At 35.6% G+C, this 14,763-nt stretch carries 15 protein-coding genes; 8 read left to right on the forward strand and 7 right to left on the reverse strand.

Annotated features, from left to right (window positions below):
• The first annotated feature begins 4 nt into the window (after nt 1-4).
• The gene (locus BBI01_RS01270) at nt 5-1,444 is read left to right on the forward strand and encodes a peroxiredoxin family protein (protein ID WP_065392876.1); all 1,440 of its coding nucleotides are present in this window, start codon (nt 5-7) and stop codon (nt 1,442-1,444) included.
• 52 nt (nt 1,445-1,496) lie between these two features.
• Here BBI01_RS01270 and BBI01_RS01275 read toward each other — a convergent pair whose 3' ends face one another.
• The 3 genes from BBI01_RS01275 to BBI01_RS22630 all read right to left on the reverse strand — a co-directional run bounded on the left by BBI01_RS01275 (nt 1,497) and on the right by BBI01_RS22630 (nt 2,630).
• Nucleotides 1,497-1,760 (reverse strand): hypothetical protein, encoded by a 264-nt coding sequence (locus BBI01_RS01275; RefSeq protein WP_065392877.1) that lies wholly within the window; start codon nt 1,758-1,760, stop codon nt 1,497-1,499.
• A 100-nt stretch (nt 1,761-1,860) separates the two neighbouring features.
• Nucleotides 1,861-2,310, reverse strand: a complete 450-nt coding sequence (locus tag BBI01_RS01280) for a MauE/DoxX family redox-associated membrane protein (RefSeq protein ID WP_065392878.1) — start codon at nt 2,308-2,310, stop codon at nt 1,861-1,863.
• 164 nt (nt 2,311-2,474) lie between these two features.
• A complete protein-coding gene (locus BBI01_RS22630; RefSeq protein WP_165602198.1) occupies nt 2,475-2,630 on the reverse strand; it encodes a hypothetical protein in 156 nt (51 codons plus the stop codon).
• Between the two features lie 526 nt (nt 2,631-3,156).
• On the opposite strand from BBI01_RS22630, the gene BBI01_RS01290 reads away from it, so the two are divergent.
• The 7 genes from BBI01_RS01290 (at nt 3,157) to BBI01_RS01325 (ending at nt 12,178) form a co-directional block, all read left to right on the forward strand.
• A complete protein-coding gene (locus BBI01_RS01290) occupies nt 3,157-4,797 on the forward strand; it encodes a helix-turn-helix domain-containing protein (RefSeq protein WP_228393915.1) in 1,641 nt (546 codons plus the stop codon).
• A 547-nt stretch (nt 4,798-5,344) separates the two neighbouring features.
• Nucleotides 5,345-7,384, forward strand: coding sequence for a type VI secretion system Vgr family protein (locus BBI01_RS01295; protein WP_083189982.1), 2,040 nt, complete (start codon nt 5,345-5,347; stop codon nt 7,382-7,384).
• A 14-nt stretch (nt 7,385-7,398) separates the two neighbouring features.
• Complete coding sequence (locus BBI01_RS01300) at nt 7,399-8,307, forward strand: hypothetical protein (RefSeq protein WP_065392881.1); 909 nt, start codon at nt 7,399-7,401, stop codon at nt 8,305-8,307.
• Between the two features lie 224 nt (nt 8,308-8,531).
• Complete coding sequence (locus BBI01_RS22985; protein WP_065392883.1) at nt 8,532-10,091, forward strand: hypothetical protein; 1,560 nt, start codon at nt 8,532-8,534, stop codon at nt 10,089-10,091.
• Nucleotides 10,092-10,109: 18 nt separating this feature from the next.
• Nucleotides 10,110-10,460 (forward strand): hypothetical protein, encoded by a 351-nt coding sequence (locus BBI01_RS01315; protein WP_065392884.1) that lies wholly within the window; start codon nt 10,110-10,112, stop codon nt 10,458-10,460.
• 373 nt (nt 10,461-10,833) lie between these two features.
• Nucleotides 10,834-11,667, forward strand: a complete 834-nt coding sequence (locus BBI01_RS01320) for a hypothetical protein (protein WP_065392885.1) — start codon at nt 10,834-10,836, stop codon at nt 11,665-11,667.
• 154 nt (nt 11,668-11,821) lie between these two features.
• On the forward strand, nt 11,822-12,178 hold the full coding sequence (locus BBI01_RS01325) for a hypothetical protein (protein WP_065392886.1): 357 nt from the start codon (nt 11,822-11,824) through the stop codon (nt 12,176-12,178).
• A gap of 22 nt (nt 12,179-12,200) precedes the next feature.
• Here the strand turns inward: BBI01_RS01325 and BBI01_RS22635 are convergent, their stop codons facing one another.
• The 4 genes from BBI01_RS22635 to BBI01_RS22435 form a co-directional block, all read right to left on the reverse strand.
• Complete coding sequence (locus tag BBI01_RS22635; RefSeq protein WP_165602199.1) at nt 12,201-12,350, reverse strand: hypothetical protein; 150 nt, start codon at nt 12,348-12,350, stop codon at nt 12,201-12,203.
• A gap of 30 nt (nt 12,351-12,380) precedes the next feature.
• Nucleotides 12,381-13,193: a PRTRC system ThiF family protein gene (locus BBI01_RS01330; RefSeq protein ID WP_065392887.1), complete on the reverse strand. Its 813-nt coding sequence runs from the start codon at nt 13,191-13,193 to the stop codon at nt 12,381-12,383.
• Nucleotides 13,190-13,792: a PRTRC system protein B gene (locus BBI01_RS01335; RefSeq protein WP_317040713.1), complete on the reverse strand. Its 603-nt coding sequence runs from the start codon at nt 13,790-13,792 to the stop codon at nt 13,190-13,192. The genes BBI01_RS01330 and BBI01_RS01335 overlap by 4 nt, the downstream gene beginning before the upstream one ends.
• A gap of 119 nt (nt 13,793-13,911) precedes the next feature.
• Nucleotides 13,912-14,652, reverse strand: coding sequence for a hypothetical protein (locus BBI01_RS22435; RefSeq protein WP_123862043.1), 741 nt, complete (start codon nt 14,650-14,652; stop codon nt 13,912-13,914).
• Nucleotides 14,653-14,763: the final 111 nt, after the last annotated feature.

The raw sequence follows: 14,763 nt of genomic DNA on the forward strand, positions 1-14,763 counted from the left end.
CTAAATGAAAAAAATATTAATTATAATTATGCTACATTTACTTGTAGCACAACTCACTTATTCTCAAAAAAGAACCTTAATTACAGGAATTATAAGTAATACCAAAGACCGTCCTATAAGTGTAACCCTTAGAATAATTGATGGAGCTTTTGCTACACGAACTACCCAAGATTATATTACTAAAACCGAGGATGGAAAATTCAGCTATGAATTTTCCTTGGAGAAGAAATCAAAAGCAACGTTATATATAAATGGTACATTGGCATTTATTCCGGGGACATTTGATGTTATCGTAAGTCCTGGGGACAGTATTCATTTTACCATACCAGATATTAAAAAATTAGGATTGATCAATATGGACGTAAGTGGTATTGGTTCAGAAAAAATAACTTTTCTCAAAAAATCTATCGAGCAAGTTTTTTCGGTGACATCTTCACAAAAAGCATATAGGTATCAGACTATGGCTGAGAGGTATTTGGATGTTGATAAAAAACTTTCTATGATAGATTCCATTTTCCTTCGTAAGACAGAGAAGGTTTCAAAGAATGATTTGAAAATCATACATTCAAAACTTGTTGACGAGACTTTGGAGATGTTGTTTATGTCCTCGATGGCCTCTTATAACGATAGTGTTAAGACATTATTTGAGAAATATATTATATCCAAGAATCGCATTTTGCCTCTCTTGGATAAGAGTGCAATAGAATACTATGGAGGGTTCCGTATTTTACCTTACTATTCCATTCTATCAAATGGAAATACTATGCAAATTAGCAGTAACGGATTTATGTATGACCATCCGATTGAATACACACATTTTGTAATAAAAGAGTTTAATCGGTATCCTATAATCAAAGACTATTTACTTTCAGACCTCGCAATTAAAATATTCCGTGACAGATGGGGTTCATCCATTTCTGATAAATTATATAAGTTATATATAAAGAATGTGGACAAGGTTAATCCATATTACGATCAAACAATAAAGGAATACGCATATATCCAAAATAGTTTAAAAGAAGGTAAACCATTTTATGATTTTGCGCTTCCAGATACAAACGGATTGGTACATCGCCTGAAGGATTTTAAAGGTAAAATAGTAGTGCTTGATTTTTGGTTTACCGGATGCTCAGGCTGTAAAACTATTGTACCTTTGCTTGAGAAGGTTGAAGAAGATTTGATAAAGGACAGTGTTCAATTTATTTCCATCAATGTAGATGATAAACGCTCTTGGCTTTTGGGAATAGGGAAATATTCTAGTAAACATTCACTACAACTTTACACGGAAGGTCAACGTTTCGACCATCCCATAATAAAGTTTGGAATGGTAGCTGCATACCCTACCTTTATTGTCTTAGATAAAAAAGGTAATATTGTTGGAATTCCACCATCAATATATTCGGATAAAGTGGGATTTGCACAATACATAAGAAGATTACTATAAATAAAAGTACGGCATCTTTATTAGATGCCATACCTTTGTCAATAATTCATTTCTATGGACGTCTTACGCCATTTTTGATTAATGCTGGATTGTCAGTTTTTTCTCCTGTTTCAATATTGTATTCTTGTGAGCATAATGGCCCTGAACCTTCGCAAGGATGTGCTGGGTCTACAGGCAGTCCCATTGACCCATTTGGGTTCACATAAAACTCACCTGTTGTTTCTTCATTAAGGTTACTTGCCGGAGCAAAAGAAAATGCTGCGAAACTTCCAATTGCAATAGCTGCAATTCCTAATGTTAATCTTAGTTTGTTCATAATCATGGTGCTTTTATAAATCAAAAAGCATAAACTTTTAGTTTTTTGCCTACTCTTGGATTCAGGTTTTCGGCTTCCCCTGTTTTTGTAAATTTTAGTTTTAAGTTGAAAGTGGTCTGATATTAGTGCTGTGTGGAGGGTGCTTTAAAGAAAACATGACCAGACCAATGATATTGATAGCAAGAATGATAAAGTTAAAGTACAGCTGATCATTCCAGTTTATCCAGTTAAACAATGCGATACATGAGCAGGGAATACTAGGTGCAAACTTTAAAACATATACTAGGTATCCCGTGTAAAGAACCAGAACTACCATCGAAGTAATTAAACCCAGTCTTCTCCAGTTCTTGTTGAGTAGCATAAGAATAATTCCAGCGTGTACAAGTTGCAAGATATAGGGTAGCAGATTACCACCTGAGGATAGCAAATACGCACCCCTGATCTGCCTTTCAAATGTTTCAAAATCGAAAACTTTACTAGCAAATGTATATACCCATGTGAGAATGAGAATAAATACTACTATTTCTGATATAATATTTTTGGTTCGCATGGTTTTATGTTTTTGGTTAATTGAATACGTTTTGTGAAGATCTACTGGAGATCACTATCGCATTTTTGATTTCACCAAATTTAGATTGGTATATTGGTGAAAATCAAGTTTTTGTTGTGCTTGTTCGTCATATATACGTGTTTCTTCATTTAGATACCGTGCTTTTACCATTGTCCTCTGTCTTTGGGAGGTGGGTCCTCCTGGGAAGTTTCATTGTCATTGGCGTTTGAATTGGTACTTACTGTTAGTGTGTCCTGTATATTTCTCATGGACATATTTTTATTGTTTTTTTCTATTAATGGAGGCTGTGTTTTTTCCATTTGATCCATTTCGTCCTCCCTGCAGGAGGAAAGAGTACCTATACTTGTAAGTATCATTACTAAAGAGATAATCGTTGATTTTTTCATTGCTAAATTTTTTTAAGATTATCCCGGCCGAGATTGATTAGAATTCTGAATGCAAATTATTCTTGTTTCTTCAAATCTCAAATTTATAGTGGTGCTGGAAGTTGAGCAGATACGTGCTTTATAAGTTTAGACACAGGTGTAAAAATGTATTTTCTCTTCTTATGAGGTATTGATTTAAACATTTTTCATTTCAGTCTTATTTTTGATGTTTTTTTATTGTAGGAACAAAATAATTCTGTGTCTGTTCGCATAAATACGTGCTTGTACGTAAAATATACACTTGTAAGTATTTGGTAGATAATGCTTTGTTATTTTTATGATGATTTTTTGTATATCTCTTCACAAATCATTCGATTTTGGTAAATTTTTATAAATTTATTACAGAATATTAACCATGATAATTCTACCGAGATTATATTTGCTTATTATAACACTTTTTTTGTGCGAATTTGTTTATGCACAAAATGAAAATCTTAGTGACTATTATCTGATTCAGCGTAAGTATGAAAATCGTCTGGAAAATGATTCGACAGTAGTGCCGCTGGTTAATGTTTTTATAAAAAAAGCGAAGTCAGAAAAGAATTACGAAAAACTGTTTTTGGGATACAAAGATGCCCTGTTATTTTCACCTGATCCCAGCATTAAACTAAAATATGCGGACAGCGTTATTAGTGTTGCAAGATTGACCAAGGATGAGTCCATGCTCAGTAATGCTTACATGAATAAGGGAGTAGTTTATTACTTTAACCTAAAGCAGTACAATTTAGCATTGGACCAATACCTGATCGCATATAAGTTAGGTGAAAATGGGAAAGACCTATTCCATAAAAATAGATTACGCTACCATATCGGTATTGTCAAAAGTTATATAGGTTATTACAAAGAAGCATTAACTGAATTCAAGGCTGCAAATCAATTTTTTGAAGGGCAGACCAAACTTGATATTCACCCCAATCTGATGTTTAATTACCAAAGGGGCTATTATAATAGTCTACATCAAATGGCGATATGTTACCGCAATCTAGGGAATTTTAAGGCGGCGGATTCAATTGTGACACTGGGGCTGATGGAGACCTATAAAAACGTTGATTACAGACAGGAGTATGCATATTTTCAGAAAGAAAAGGGAATAAATCGATATTATCAGAATGATTTTAGAAAAGCAGTTTCGATGCTGAATGGTTCGATCGGACCTTTAGTTGCAGTTGATGACTTTGCCACGCTCTCAATCATCTTTTCTTATGTGGGAAAAGCAGAACTGAAAATCGGAAATACTGATAAAGCGATAAATTATTTTAAAAAAGTAGACTCCATTTTTAATAAACATACTTTTATGGTTCCTGAATTGAGAAGTATGTATGAAGTTTTGATAAATTATTACCGTACTAAAGGGCAACAGGATGATGCAATATATTATACCCAACAGCTGGTAAAAGCTGATAAGAAAATCAATAAAGATTTCTTGTATCTATCTTCAAATGTACATCGGGAATATGATGCCAAAAAATTGCTAAAAGAGCAGTCAAAATCTATTAGAGATAAACATCTGACACTTTTTATAGCTGTTCTCCTTTTCTTGATCGGCCTAATTTTTATCATATTTCGGACGATCCATAAACGAAGGAAAAGCAAGCTTTCAACTTTCTCCAAGGAAGAAAATGATATGAAGGGAAATCATAGGATAGAAATTGATAAGGAAACTGAAATGCACATATTAGGAAGGCTGGATGAATTTGAAAAGAAGCACGAATTTACTCAAGAGGGAATTAGCCTCAAAGAGTTAGCTGGTAAGTTTGAAATCAGTCATAGTTATCTTTCACAGGTTATTAACGAACATAAAGGAGTTCCTTTTAAGCGCTATATGATTGAATTGAAAATAGGTTATATCACAGAGAAGCTTTTAAATGATTCTAAATATCTTAAATATACTACGGAAGCTTTATCGAAGGAGTGTGGAATACCTTCGCGGAGCAATTTTTCAAAATGGTTTTTTGAGATTAATGGAATTCGTCCGACTACATTTATTAAAAATAGATCAGAAACTTTGGAGATTCCCCAGGAGAAACATCAGATATCGTAAAATTACGGATAAAAAATAGGGATTTTCCTAATGCTTCAAATTTTTAGGCAATGTATTTTTATTACAATATAAAACCAGAGGAAGAAAGTTAGGTTAATTTTCATATTGCAACATTGAATGTGGTCGCCAGATATCTAGCTAAATCTAGGTCTGGCGTTATTTTTTTCTGGTTTTACGAAAACCCATAAGGTTTGTAAAAGATAAATCTTTACATTACTGAAATGCAAAAGTCGTAGAATTACGACACTTTTTAAAATAATGCCTAATTCATTTGTACGTGAAATTCAGAGGTAATATATTGCATCACTAAATCAATAAAAAAACTTATGAAAATAAAAACCGATCGATCAAAAATAGCACTTTCTGTAAGTAGCTAGAAAATGTTTTAGTTCTCTACTAAACACTATCCGAACTTTTATCTATCCAGTCACGAAAGTAAATATTCTGCGGAGACTACCATTTACTGACTGCGATTTGACCTAAATAGTCTCATCCTATCTGGAAGCTATTCCAAAACATAATCAACACAACCGAAAAAAATTATGTCATGTTTAAAGATGATAAGAATCTTTCCAATAAAGGAGTAGATTCAACAAAAGGTGATATAGTCAAAAATATCCAGGAAGCAGTAACGAATATTCCAATTTCCAATAAAACGCTGTCAACCATCAAAACGGCAGGTAGTATGGCTCAAAGTTTTATGAACCAGCCTTTGATCCCTACGGCTCCAACTGTAGTGCAAAATAAGGTATGGTCTGAGCAGCCCACGTCAAAAATTTTCAATGCGCAGGCGATCCCTGAAAGTGCGATCGCCGGAATAAACCGTGTAGTTCGCCTCGATATTCATGTTGAAGGAAAAGCAATTAAATATTTCAAGCATTTTAAATTGATTCAGAGTGCTATGAAACATCATGAATTTGAACTTATTCTCGCTCATGACACTCTAGGGAATCCTGAGAACCACAATCTTGAAGAAGCGCAGAATCTTCTGGGCAAAAGGATTACGATCGTATTTAAATATAAAGATATTGAAGAAGGTCCTGAAAGAAATTTTGTGGGAGTTATTACGGAGGTTGGATTTAGCCAAGAAAAAGGTAGCTTGGGAAATCTTGTATTGTCGGGCGCAAGCCCAACAATATTGCTGGATGCAGCACCCCATATTCAAAGTTTTGGCGGGGCTCAGCCTATGAGTCTGAATAGCATCGTTAAGGAAGTGATTCAGCAAGGTTTAGGACAAGGGAAATTTGATTTTAGAGTGGATGCAAAACAGGGTAATGTTCCTTACAGTTCTCAATATGAAGAAACTCATTATAATTATTTAGCAAGGATTGCCGAGGCTTATGGCGAACAATTCTTCTATGATGGTGAGGTACTACACTTTGGTCAACTACCTCCACAGGAGAAGCCTGTAAAGTTGACCTACGGTAGTAACCTGACTGATATTAAGGTTAAAATGAAGGCTCAACATGTTAATCCTTCATTTTATGGTTATAACAGTAGTAAAAATGAGAAATTTAAAGGTGCTAATTCAAAAATCAACCACACTTCTGATATAGCAAAACGGGCTTACGAGATTTCTGAAAGAATATTTCAAACGCCATCCTTAAGGGTAGCTCCAATAAGGGCATCTTCTTTTATGGATATTGATGCTTCCCAAAAAGGAACAGCTGGCAGTAAAGCATCAGAAGTTTTTATTACTTCTGGAAATACAACCGTTCCATTTCTTTATCCCGGCTGTATAGCTGATATTGAAATGAGGAAGACAGATTCTTCTGAAACATCTTATTTTACCAAGTTAATGCTTATTGAAGTGACCCATGAAGTGGATGCGAGGGGTTACTATGACGGTTCATTTCAGGCAATAGCTGCAGATACTGGTTATATTCCAAGACCAGAATTTACTATTCCTGTTGCAGAACCACAATTTGGGAAAGTGGTTTCCAATACAGATCCAGAAAATCAGGGGCGCGTACAGGTTCAGCTCGACTGGCAAAGTGGACAGGACACTACCGAATTCATTCGTGTGATGTCACCAGATGCAGGAAGTAGCGAGAAAGTTGGAAAGAACCGTGGTTTTATGTCTGTCCCAGAAGTTGGAGATCAAGTTATGGTCAATTTTGTTCACCTTCACCCAGACAGACCCTTTGTTATGGGAGGCATGTATCATGGTGCCATTGGTGTTGGTGGAGGAGCAGGTAATAATGTCAAGAGTTTAAGCAGTAAAAGTGGTCATATAATCGAATTAAATGATGGTGGAGGAATTACAGTAAAAGATAAAGGAGGGAATAAGATTCATGTGGATGGTAGTGGGAAAATCACCGCGCAGTCCTCTTCTTTGAATTCAACAAGTGTGGGAAAAGGTGGTGAATCAAAGATGACAATGGATAGCGGAGGTAATATTACATTGGAAGGTAAAACCAAGATTGAATTTAAAGTTGGTGGGTCATCAATTATTTTGACTGAAAATGGGATTTCAATTGATGCTACTAAAAATAGTTTTACCGCTAAGTCCAATATTATTACTGGAAAAAATCATATAACTGGAGGTGACACAAAGATAGACGGAGGAAACGCATTTATTAACTAAAAAACAGGAAGAATATGATGTCTTGGAATTTAAATGATAATCGCCCTAAGCTATTGTTTAAGGAACCATTTTCTACGAAATATACTTTGCATATTACCACCAGTATACTATCAGGTGGGATTGAGTTAAACTCTAAAGCGGAAATTCGATGGCAGGTTGATATTAAAAATATTAACGACAAAGGTGAAGCTGATCTTAATATTATCACTCTTCATCATAGGTTGCTAGAGAATAATTCTCCGATCATTAGTGATATGTCGGGGATTAGTAATGTATTTGCTTCCATGTACAATGAAATAGAAGTACAAGTTGATTCAACTGGTAAAATATTGAAAGTATACAATCTTGACACCATTAAAAAAAAATGGAGTTGGGTCAAAAAGGATATGGAGGCTCTGCTGGAACAAAATGAAGGTTTTAAGGACATGATATTAACAAATGATGAACTTTATTCTTCAAGTGAAAAAATTCAAATGGCTATTGAAGCAAATGAATTTTTCGAAGTTTATTTCAATCATTTCTGGGGAAGATCACTTCCTGGGGGAAAAAGTAATATTAATAAGTTTAACCTATTTAGTACTTCACCTATAGAATGGCGTTATGATTTCAGGTCGGTTCACAACAGTACTTTAATGGATGATGTTAAATGTGTCAGGATAAAAGGGACACCGGTAACAATCATCGATAAGAATTGGGTGGGGAATGCTTATTCAGCGTTTGCTCATCTACAACTAAAGAAAACTGTTCCGATTCTTGAAGATAAAGCCGAATATTTAGTAACCTCATTTGGCAAAATTATACATGCAAGTATCAAACGTCAGGAAATTGTTGATCCAGAATTATTATTTGCAAAGTATAGTTACGAGTTGTTCACTGAAGATAAGAATGAGCTTGATCCATTTAAAGAAAGTGTAAACGGATAATCAGAGCAATTATGAAAAAGAGCGTAAAAGGTATACTTATGCAATCGCAAGATTATAAAACTATTTGGTCTATATCTCAGACTTTTATTCTTAAATCAGCAAAAAACATAGGTGATACACGTGACGTCCTACAAGTGGGAATTGCTTTGGTAAATATGCAAAATAAAATCAGAGTAATATGTCTGAATAGAAGAATAATACAAACCCGAATAGAGTAGCTATGTATGGGAAATAAAATTATTACAGAAAAAGATTTTTGGGTTTGTAGTGGCGGGCTTATGCCAACTCAATTCCAAAGTACCCAACCTTCAACAAAAAGGAAAGACGGTGCAAAGTATATCACAAAAGTAGATACTGCAACAGTAAGTTTTGCAGACTTTAGCTGTAGGAAGTTAATGTTGATTATGGCGATATTGGCAGCATTAGTTGCTGTAGCAACGGTCGCGACGGGAGGAGCGGCTCTAATAGCAATTGGTGCAATTGCAGGAGCCGCTGGAGCGGCTTTTGGTGCCGTTTTGGGAAGTCTTTTGTGTGGCCAGATGGTTGCAAAGGTAAGGAAATGGGATGCGGGAAAAGAAAATCTTGTCATTATGGGAATTCCAGCTATAACAGGAGATCATCAAATGACCTGTCCGTTGTTTGGTGATAAAATTCTTTTCGCTCCCGAAATTAAAACTTGGGGACAAGCAATCGCAAAAGGCGGAGCAAATCTTATTGGAGGAATTATGGAGGGAATGATGGCAGGAGCCTTGATTGGCGTAGGGGGAGCTGTTATAGGTGGTGGACGTGCTGCATTGACTTCAGGTGGTATGCGTGGACTGGGACAGGCCGGTTTAAACTTCTTAAAATCGGCTCCCTCCAATATTATGAGCAATTTTGGTCAAGGAGTCCTCAATGGTGTAGGTTTTAAGGCAATAGATGGAGCAACTGCTTGGCTGAATAAATATGGAGATACAGGTGGAGCGAGTTTTGAGGATTTTAAAAATGGTTATCGGGACTCTGCTTTTGGAGACGCAAAGGCCATAAATAATATCGTTAATACCGGAGGAAAAATGCAGGATTGGGTAGCCGTAGCGATGTTACTTACCCCAGCTCCAAAAGGCGGTAGAGGTACTAATAATAATCAGCATGCCAGTCATATTGCAAATCCTGATGGTCCCCATGGAAATCGTCCTCATCCTGATTCGGAAGGAGGTAACAGGAGAAGAGATGGGGATGAAGCCACCGCACCTAGAAGTCACACACCAGATGCACCTAACAATACTGCTAATAGGGAAGGTAATGCTTATGCTGAGGGTAGTGATGCACCTATACAGCCTCCGAAAGATCCATTTGAGGGAGCACGACAATATGAAACACCCTTTTCACCACTTTCCGCAGCGGACAGAAAAGTACTCAAAGAAAAGCTTAAGAACAGAACAATCACAAAAGAGGAATATAAAAGACTTGAATGGGATAGAAGATTTACCAATAGGAGAGCCCGTGGGGTAAGTAGATTTTGGGCCAATGAAAGAAAATTATTGCGTGATGAGCTACCTGGGACAAGGGACTGGACTCCTGAGCAAAGGCAGGATATTCTCAATGGTAAAACTCCAAAATTTGATGGTGATCCAATTGAAGGGCATCATCGATATAATGCATTAGATCATCCACATTTAGCAGATAATCCCCATAACATTTATCCTGCTACTGATAAGGAGCATTTATATAGATGGCATGGAGGTAATTATAGAAATGATACTTATGGAACACCAAATAATCCTCATTATCCGGAAGAATTTTAGTAACTTTAAATAAAAAATATGTCAAAAATAGCAATCATAATAAATAGTGATACTGTATCTCCAAAAGCACTTTTTGAACTTAAAAAAACGATTGGTACGGGCGTTGACGAAATCAAGGAGAATATTTTGGACAAAAGACCAGTTTTTGAAGGAGTTTTATTTTACAATGACCATGATGAAGTCTCTGAAAAATTGTTTAAAGTTATAGATGAACTTAAGAAAAATGATGTGCCATACTCCCTTTTTGAATTAGAGGATGAGGAGAAATATGATGTCATTGATTCTAAAAATCAGGAAATAAATGACGAAGTTTTAAGAAATATCATAGAAATGCATAATCGAGAAATTAGACGACAAGAAGACTTATAATTAAGTCATTACCCTGGGAAAATTAATGAGAGAATGCGAAGTATTCTTTCATTTTTGTGATTGAACATGAAAAGATTATGTTTTTAGACCGTTATTCTTATTTTTTAAGATTTTACTTCTACCTGTCTGTGAAATAGTAGTAATTAATTGTCTTTTTTAAATGCTTATTAATTGTAATGTTTTGAATTATATTATTCTATCAAGGAATAATACAGATTATATGATGACATTTTCGTCCATGTAATTAAGACCAGTTTGAAAATTCTTCATATATGGTGTACTTCGCTCATCTCGGTAAGGTAGAATACTTAAAAAAAGGCAATACGTTGGGAAATTGTCAAGCTTTTCGTAGATTCAATACAAAATAGTCACAATGGAATTGCTAAAGAAAATTGTAGATAAACTAAATATAGATATTAATCTCCAAAATTTAATTTTTAAAAGAGTTGCCATACCATATCATGATGATTATAATTCTGTTAATCAATATTGGTATGAGCATCCTCCATGTCTAATTCCTTTATTTTTGGGATACGGAGCATCATATAAAGGTATTATTAATCATTTTTTTATCAACAGAAAAAATACTTTTGTGGAATTAGATTTAGAATACGGTTCGATAGTTGAAACTGCATTTAATTTTAAACAACTTTCCGTATACCTAATTTTGCCGATGATTATGTCTTATGAAGGTCTTACTGAGGAAATTATTGAATTCGCTGGCAAAATAGATTTTGACAAATGTCAAGAATTAGATGATTTTTCTAATAAATATGGAGATAATACAGATTATTTTGATGAATTAGTTTATTTCAAAAATAATTTGCCCCTAAATATAATTAAAGATATGAGCACTTATAAAGGAGATTTTCCTTCTTCATATGATAATCTTAATGAATCACAGGTTATAAACTCATGTTTGTTTGAAATTTCACCTGCTGCATACGAAACTATAAAGAATAGGGTGGATATACCAGAATGGTTAATAAAGGAGACTGATAAAAAACAATTGTTTGAAAATTATATATTAAACAACCAATTGAAGGAAGCATGGCTTACATTAAATAGTAAAGGTTGGCTACTGAAAGATGTTGCTGAAGGTTTAGAAACACTAAAATCTAAAACTAATGATGAACTATTTCATTTGGTCGCTGATAATTGGATTGCAGGGTGGAGAAATTCAACTTTCTTAAATGGTAATTATTAGTTCATTTTGACTCTATAAAATTTTTTAAATTGTATTTTTTTAATGGAAAAAGATATCAATGCGAAGTCCTTGGTATACTGAGTATATCACAAACAATCCGATACTGGTTTAGAGATGGGATATTCGTTGAAGTCGATTTGTAAAATTTATTGATATGAAAAGAACATATACTTTAGAAACTTTCACAGCTTTAGATCTTAATACTAAGAGTTTTATCATTGAAGACAGACTAACAGACGATTATTATGATCGTCAAACCGAGCTATTTTCAGTGGACCTGGATACTGTTTATACAGAAGAATTGGAAAGGGAACATGATATTCTCTTTGTGGATCTAATCGAAGAACTGTCTTTAAAGTTATTTGCTGAATGTGATGTATTAGAATATGATTTTGAAAAGCGAAAGTTGGAAGTTGGTGCAGCGAATGAAGTTTTCATCAATATAATTGAAAGGGAAGGAAGTGTAACCATACGACCTGAGGACTGTTTTTTCGATCCAAAACTGAATTGATTTCACAGCAGGAATATATTATTTAGATATTTTCGAAGAAAGAAGTAAGGTATAGAGGAAATTTTTGCGGAGCACATTGGGATACGCTGTATCCCACAGACAAGCTCGCAACAGCTGAAGAAGCAAGGGGTGAAGTTGGAGTCGAAGCTGTTGCATCCGCTTTTCTGGGCAAAAGCCATAGGCTTTTGCCCGCCGGCAGTTTTTAACTGCCGACAGCAATAGGCTTCGTCTGAAAATTTTTGAGATTATGAAAGAAACCGCGATTTTCTATCATTCCGAAAAGAAAGAGATTCCAGAGCAAAGACGCTCCCATTTGTGCGAGCGATGCGTTGATGAACAGATCCTGCTTTTGAAGGGATTCAGCCATTGAACATGATGGGGTATCGTCTTCGGGTTCTGCTTCGGTCATTAGAGTACCGTACTCATAAATAATAGAGGGGAGCGTATCGAAAGTTTTGAATTTTTTAGAATCAGGTTGATTAATTTTGTCTACCGTAGCTAAAATTGCCTGCCCACTATATTTAGTGTTTCCTAGATCAAGCCAATATTTAGCACTGTCCCTTCGGTATGAATACTGTTTATTCAGTTGCTTAATAATTTCAGCAATTTCAAATCGTGATGCGACCGTATCTGTACAGGATACGTAAATTGATGCGCCTGCATTTTCGGGTATTTTTCCGTCAATATCCCTTTGAAACTTTTGTGTTTCCGCTTTCCAGTTTGTCCCAGACCACCTATTTAAACGGTTTATTATAGCTACTGATTTATTCAATCCTCTTTCAGATTCTGCAAAACGTTGTCGTCCGATGTTGGTACCGCTGATAATATCATCGTCCCACAGGTGAACCTGAAGTCCTGGGTGACCAAGTTCGATAAGGCTGTGATTAATTTCCATCAGACAGGTCATAAATTTCGAGCCAGTGCCACCAGCACCGATCACATTGACACGGATGGGGTTGACAGCGTTCAGTAATTCTTCATCCAAAAAATGGATATTTTGTTTTATGGTTTTCATTTTAATAGATCTTTAAGTTTTTGGTTTGTTTTTATGAGCATATTTTCGGGGAAACATTTTTCAGAACCGCTGAGATCTTCCCACAGGAGTACACAATTGCCATTGACAGGATTATGTTCAGCCATTAAGTGACTGAAATAGCTGTTGAAAAAGTACGTTTCCCATAATTTCATCAGTTCCTTTACCGAACCTTTTTCTTCGGTCTGAACATCCACAGATCCTAAACAGACATTACCACTTTCATTGACATTAAAGAACGGTGCATAAAATAGTGGGCTATTTAAGGTCGGTTTTCTGTTACCGATCAGCGCATAGACATTGAGGGATTTCCTGTCCGCTGTCCAGAGCATGGCAGGTGTATGGCAACGACCTGATGGAATACCAAGTGATTTCGTGAAATATAAGTTCCTGAACTGTGGCTTGGTATACCACATTATTTTATCAGATTCTGCATCAAAATACAATAGATTGGCTGGTAAAATACCATCAGATGTTAGCTTATTGGCTTTATCCTTTTCCACCGTAAGCGATTCAGCTAATTTTATGGCTTCATGCACCGTGAGTGGATGTGCATTTATAGGAGCGCCATTTTTGTCCATATCATAGTATTCCACATAAGATTCATTCATCGCACTGTTGCATCGATAGAATACCAGTGCGGAAAAGGGGCTATAATAGGTTTCAAATTGATTTGTAATATCTTTCATGACTTTCTATTTTAAAATTGTGATTCCTGCCATAGTATGATAAGGTCATTCAACCTTCCAAAAACATCTCTTTCAAAATCGAAGCTCTCAGCAGTCTCTTCTGTGCTGTGGAAAGGGACAAAAATGACAGGTTCATCGATCGAAGAATATTCCTGCAATTCATCATTTGCAGTTTGAAAGAGTTCGTTAAATAGTTCTCCTTTCACAGAAGCACAGAAGGAAACATAGTCGTCGAGCATCACCGCTCTACCGTCCTCTATTTCTTCACGGTAGATCATGGGGTGATAGTTTCGATCAATAGAGGTTTTGCGATATTTCCGATAAATGGCGTAGAACCGTTCCGCAAGTAGGAGAGAAGACCTGTCAAAAGCTGATTTCGGCTTGAATGTGCGCACACGTTTTCCAAAGCATTTTAGGTGTTCAGGATTGCTTAGAAGTCCCTTAATAAGATCTCCTATCTCTTTTGCTTCTTTAAGCTGTCTCAAAGTTCGCTTTTCTGCACCATCATTCTCTGCCCATTCTTCGAGTATTTCGTACAAACTGTTCAGATAACAGCCTTCGTTTCTGTAGTAAGGTATTTTAAGGATCTGATAAAGGTAAGCGTATACGGACAGCAATAATAATCCCACATTTTCTGTTTCCTTTTTCTGCAAGATTGTATATAAGGGAATCACAGGAATATAGAACAATGTCATATCCGTATCAAACCTGTTCTCTTTTGCAAAATAGGTAGAACCGTTATCGTGTATCAATCGGATTTCCCTCCAGTCATTGGTTATTTTTTTTAGTTGCTTTTTTAGGTCAGCCAAGGAAACAGAAATATTGGAAGGGTAGGGTATATCGTCGGTAGCTATTGGGCTAAT

The sequence above is a fragment of the Chryseobacterium artocarpi genome, from assembly GCF_001684975.1.
GTDB lineage: Bacteria > Bacteroidota > Bacteroidia > Flavobacteriales > Weeksellaceae > Chryseobacterium > Chryseobacterium artocarpi.

What these genes read in the sequence shown, in the direction of transcription:
- BBI01_RS01320 (WP_065392885.1), top strand. Translation starts at nt 10,834, where the DNA reads ATGGAATTGCTAAAGAAAATTGTAGATAAACTAAATATAGATATTAAT.
- BBI01_RS22985 (WP_065392883.1), top strand. Translation starts at nt 8,532, where the DNA reads ATGGGAAATAAAATTATTACAGAAAAAGATTTTTGGGTTTGTAGTGGC.
- BBI01_RS01315 (WP_065392884.1), top strand. Translation starts at nt 10,110, where the DNA reads ATGTCAAAAATAGCAATCATAATAAATAGTGATACTGTATCTCCAAAA.
- BBI01_RS01270 (WP_065392876.1), top strand. Translation starts at nt 5, where the DNA reads ATGAAAAAAATATTAATTATAATTATGCTACATTTACTTGTAGCACAA.
- BBI01_RS01275 (WP_065392877.1), bottom strand. Translation starts at nt 1,760, where the DNA reads ATGAACAAACTAAGATTAACATTAGGAATTGCAGCTATTGCAATTGGA.
- BBI01_RS01300 (WP_065392881.1), top strand. Translation starts at nt 7,399, where the DNA reads ATGATGTCTTGGAATTTAAATGATAATCGCCCTAAGCTATTGTTTAAG.
- BBI01_RS01335 (WP_317040713.1), bottom strand. Translation starts at nt 13,792, where the DNA reads ATGGACAAAAATGGCGCTCCTATAAATGCACATCCACTCACGGTGCAT.
- BBI01_RS01280 (WP_065392878.1), bottom strand. Translation starts at nt 2,310, where the DNA reads ATGCGAACCAAAAATATTATATCAGAAATAGTAGTATTTATTCTCATT.
- BBI01_RS01330 (WP_065392887.1), bottom strand. Translation starts at nt 13,193, where the DNA reads ATGAAAACCATAAAACAAAATATCCATTTTTTGGATGAAGAATTACTG.
- BBI01_RS22630 (WP_165602198.1), bottom strand. Translation starts at nt 2,630, where the DNA reads ATGGAAAAAACACAGCCTCCATTAATAGAAAAAAACAATAAAAATATG.
- BBI01_RS01325 (WP_065392886.1), top strand. Translation starts at nt 11,822, where the DNA reads ATGAAAAGAACATATACTTTAGAAACTTTCACAGCTTTAGATCTTAAT.
- BBI01_RS01295 (WP_083189982.1), top strand. Translation starts at nt 5,345, where the DNA reads ATGTTTAAAGATGATAAGAATCTTTCCAATAAAGGAGTAGATTCAACA.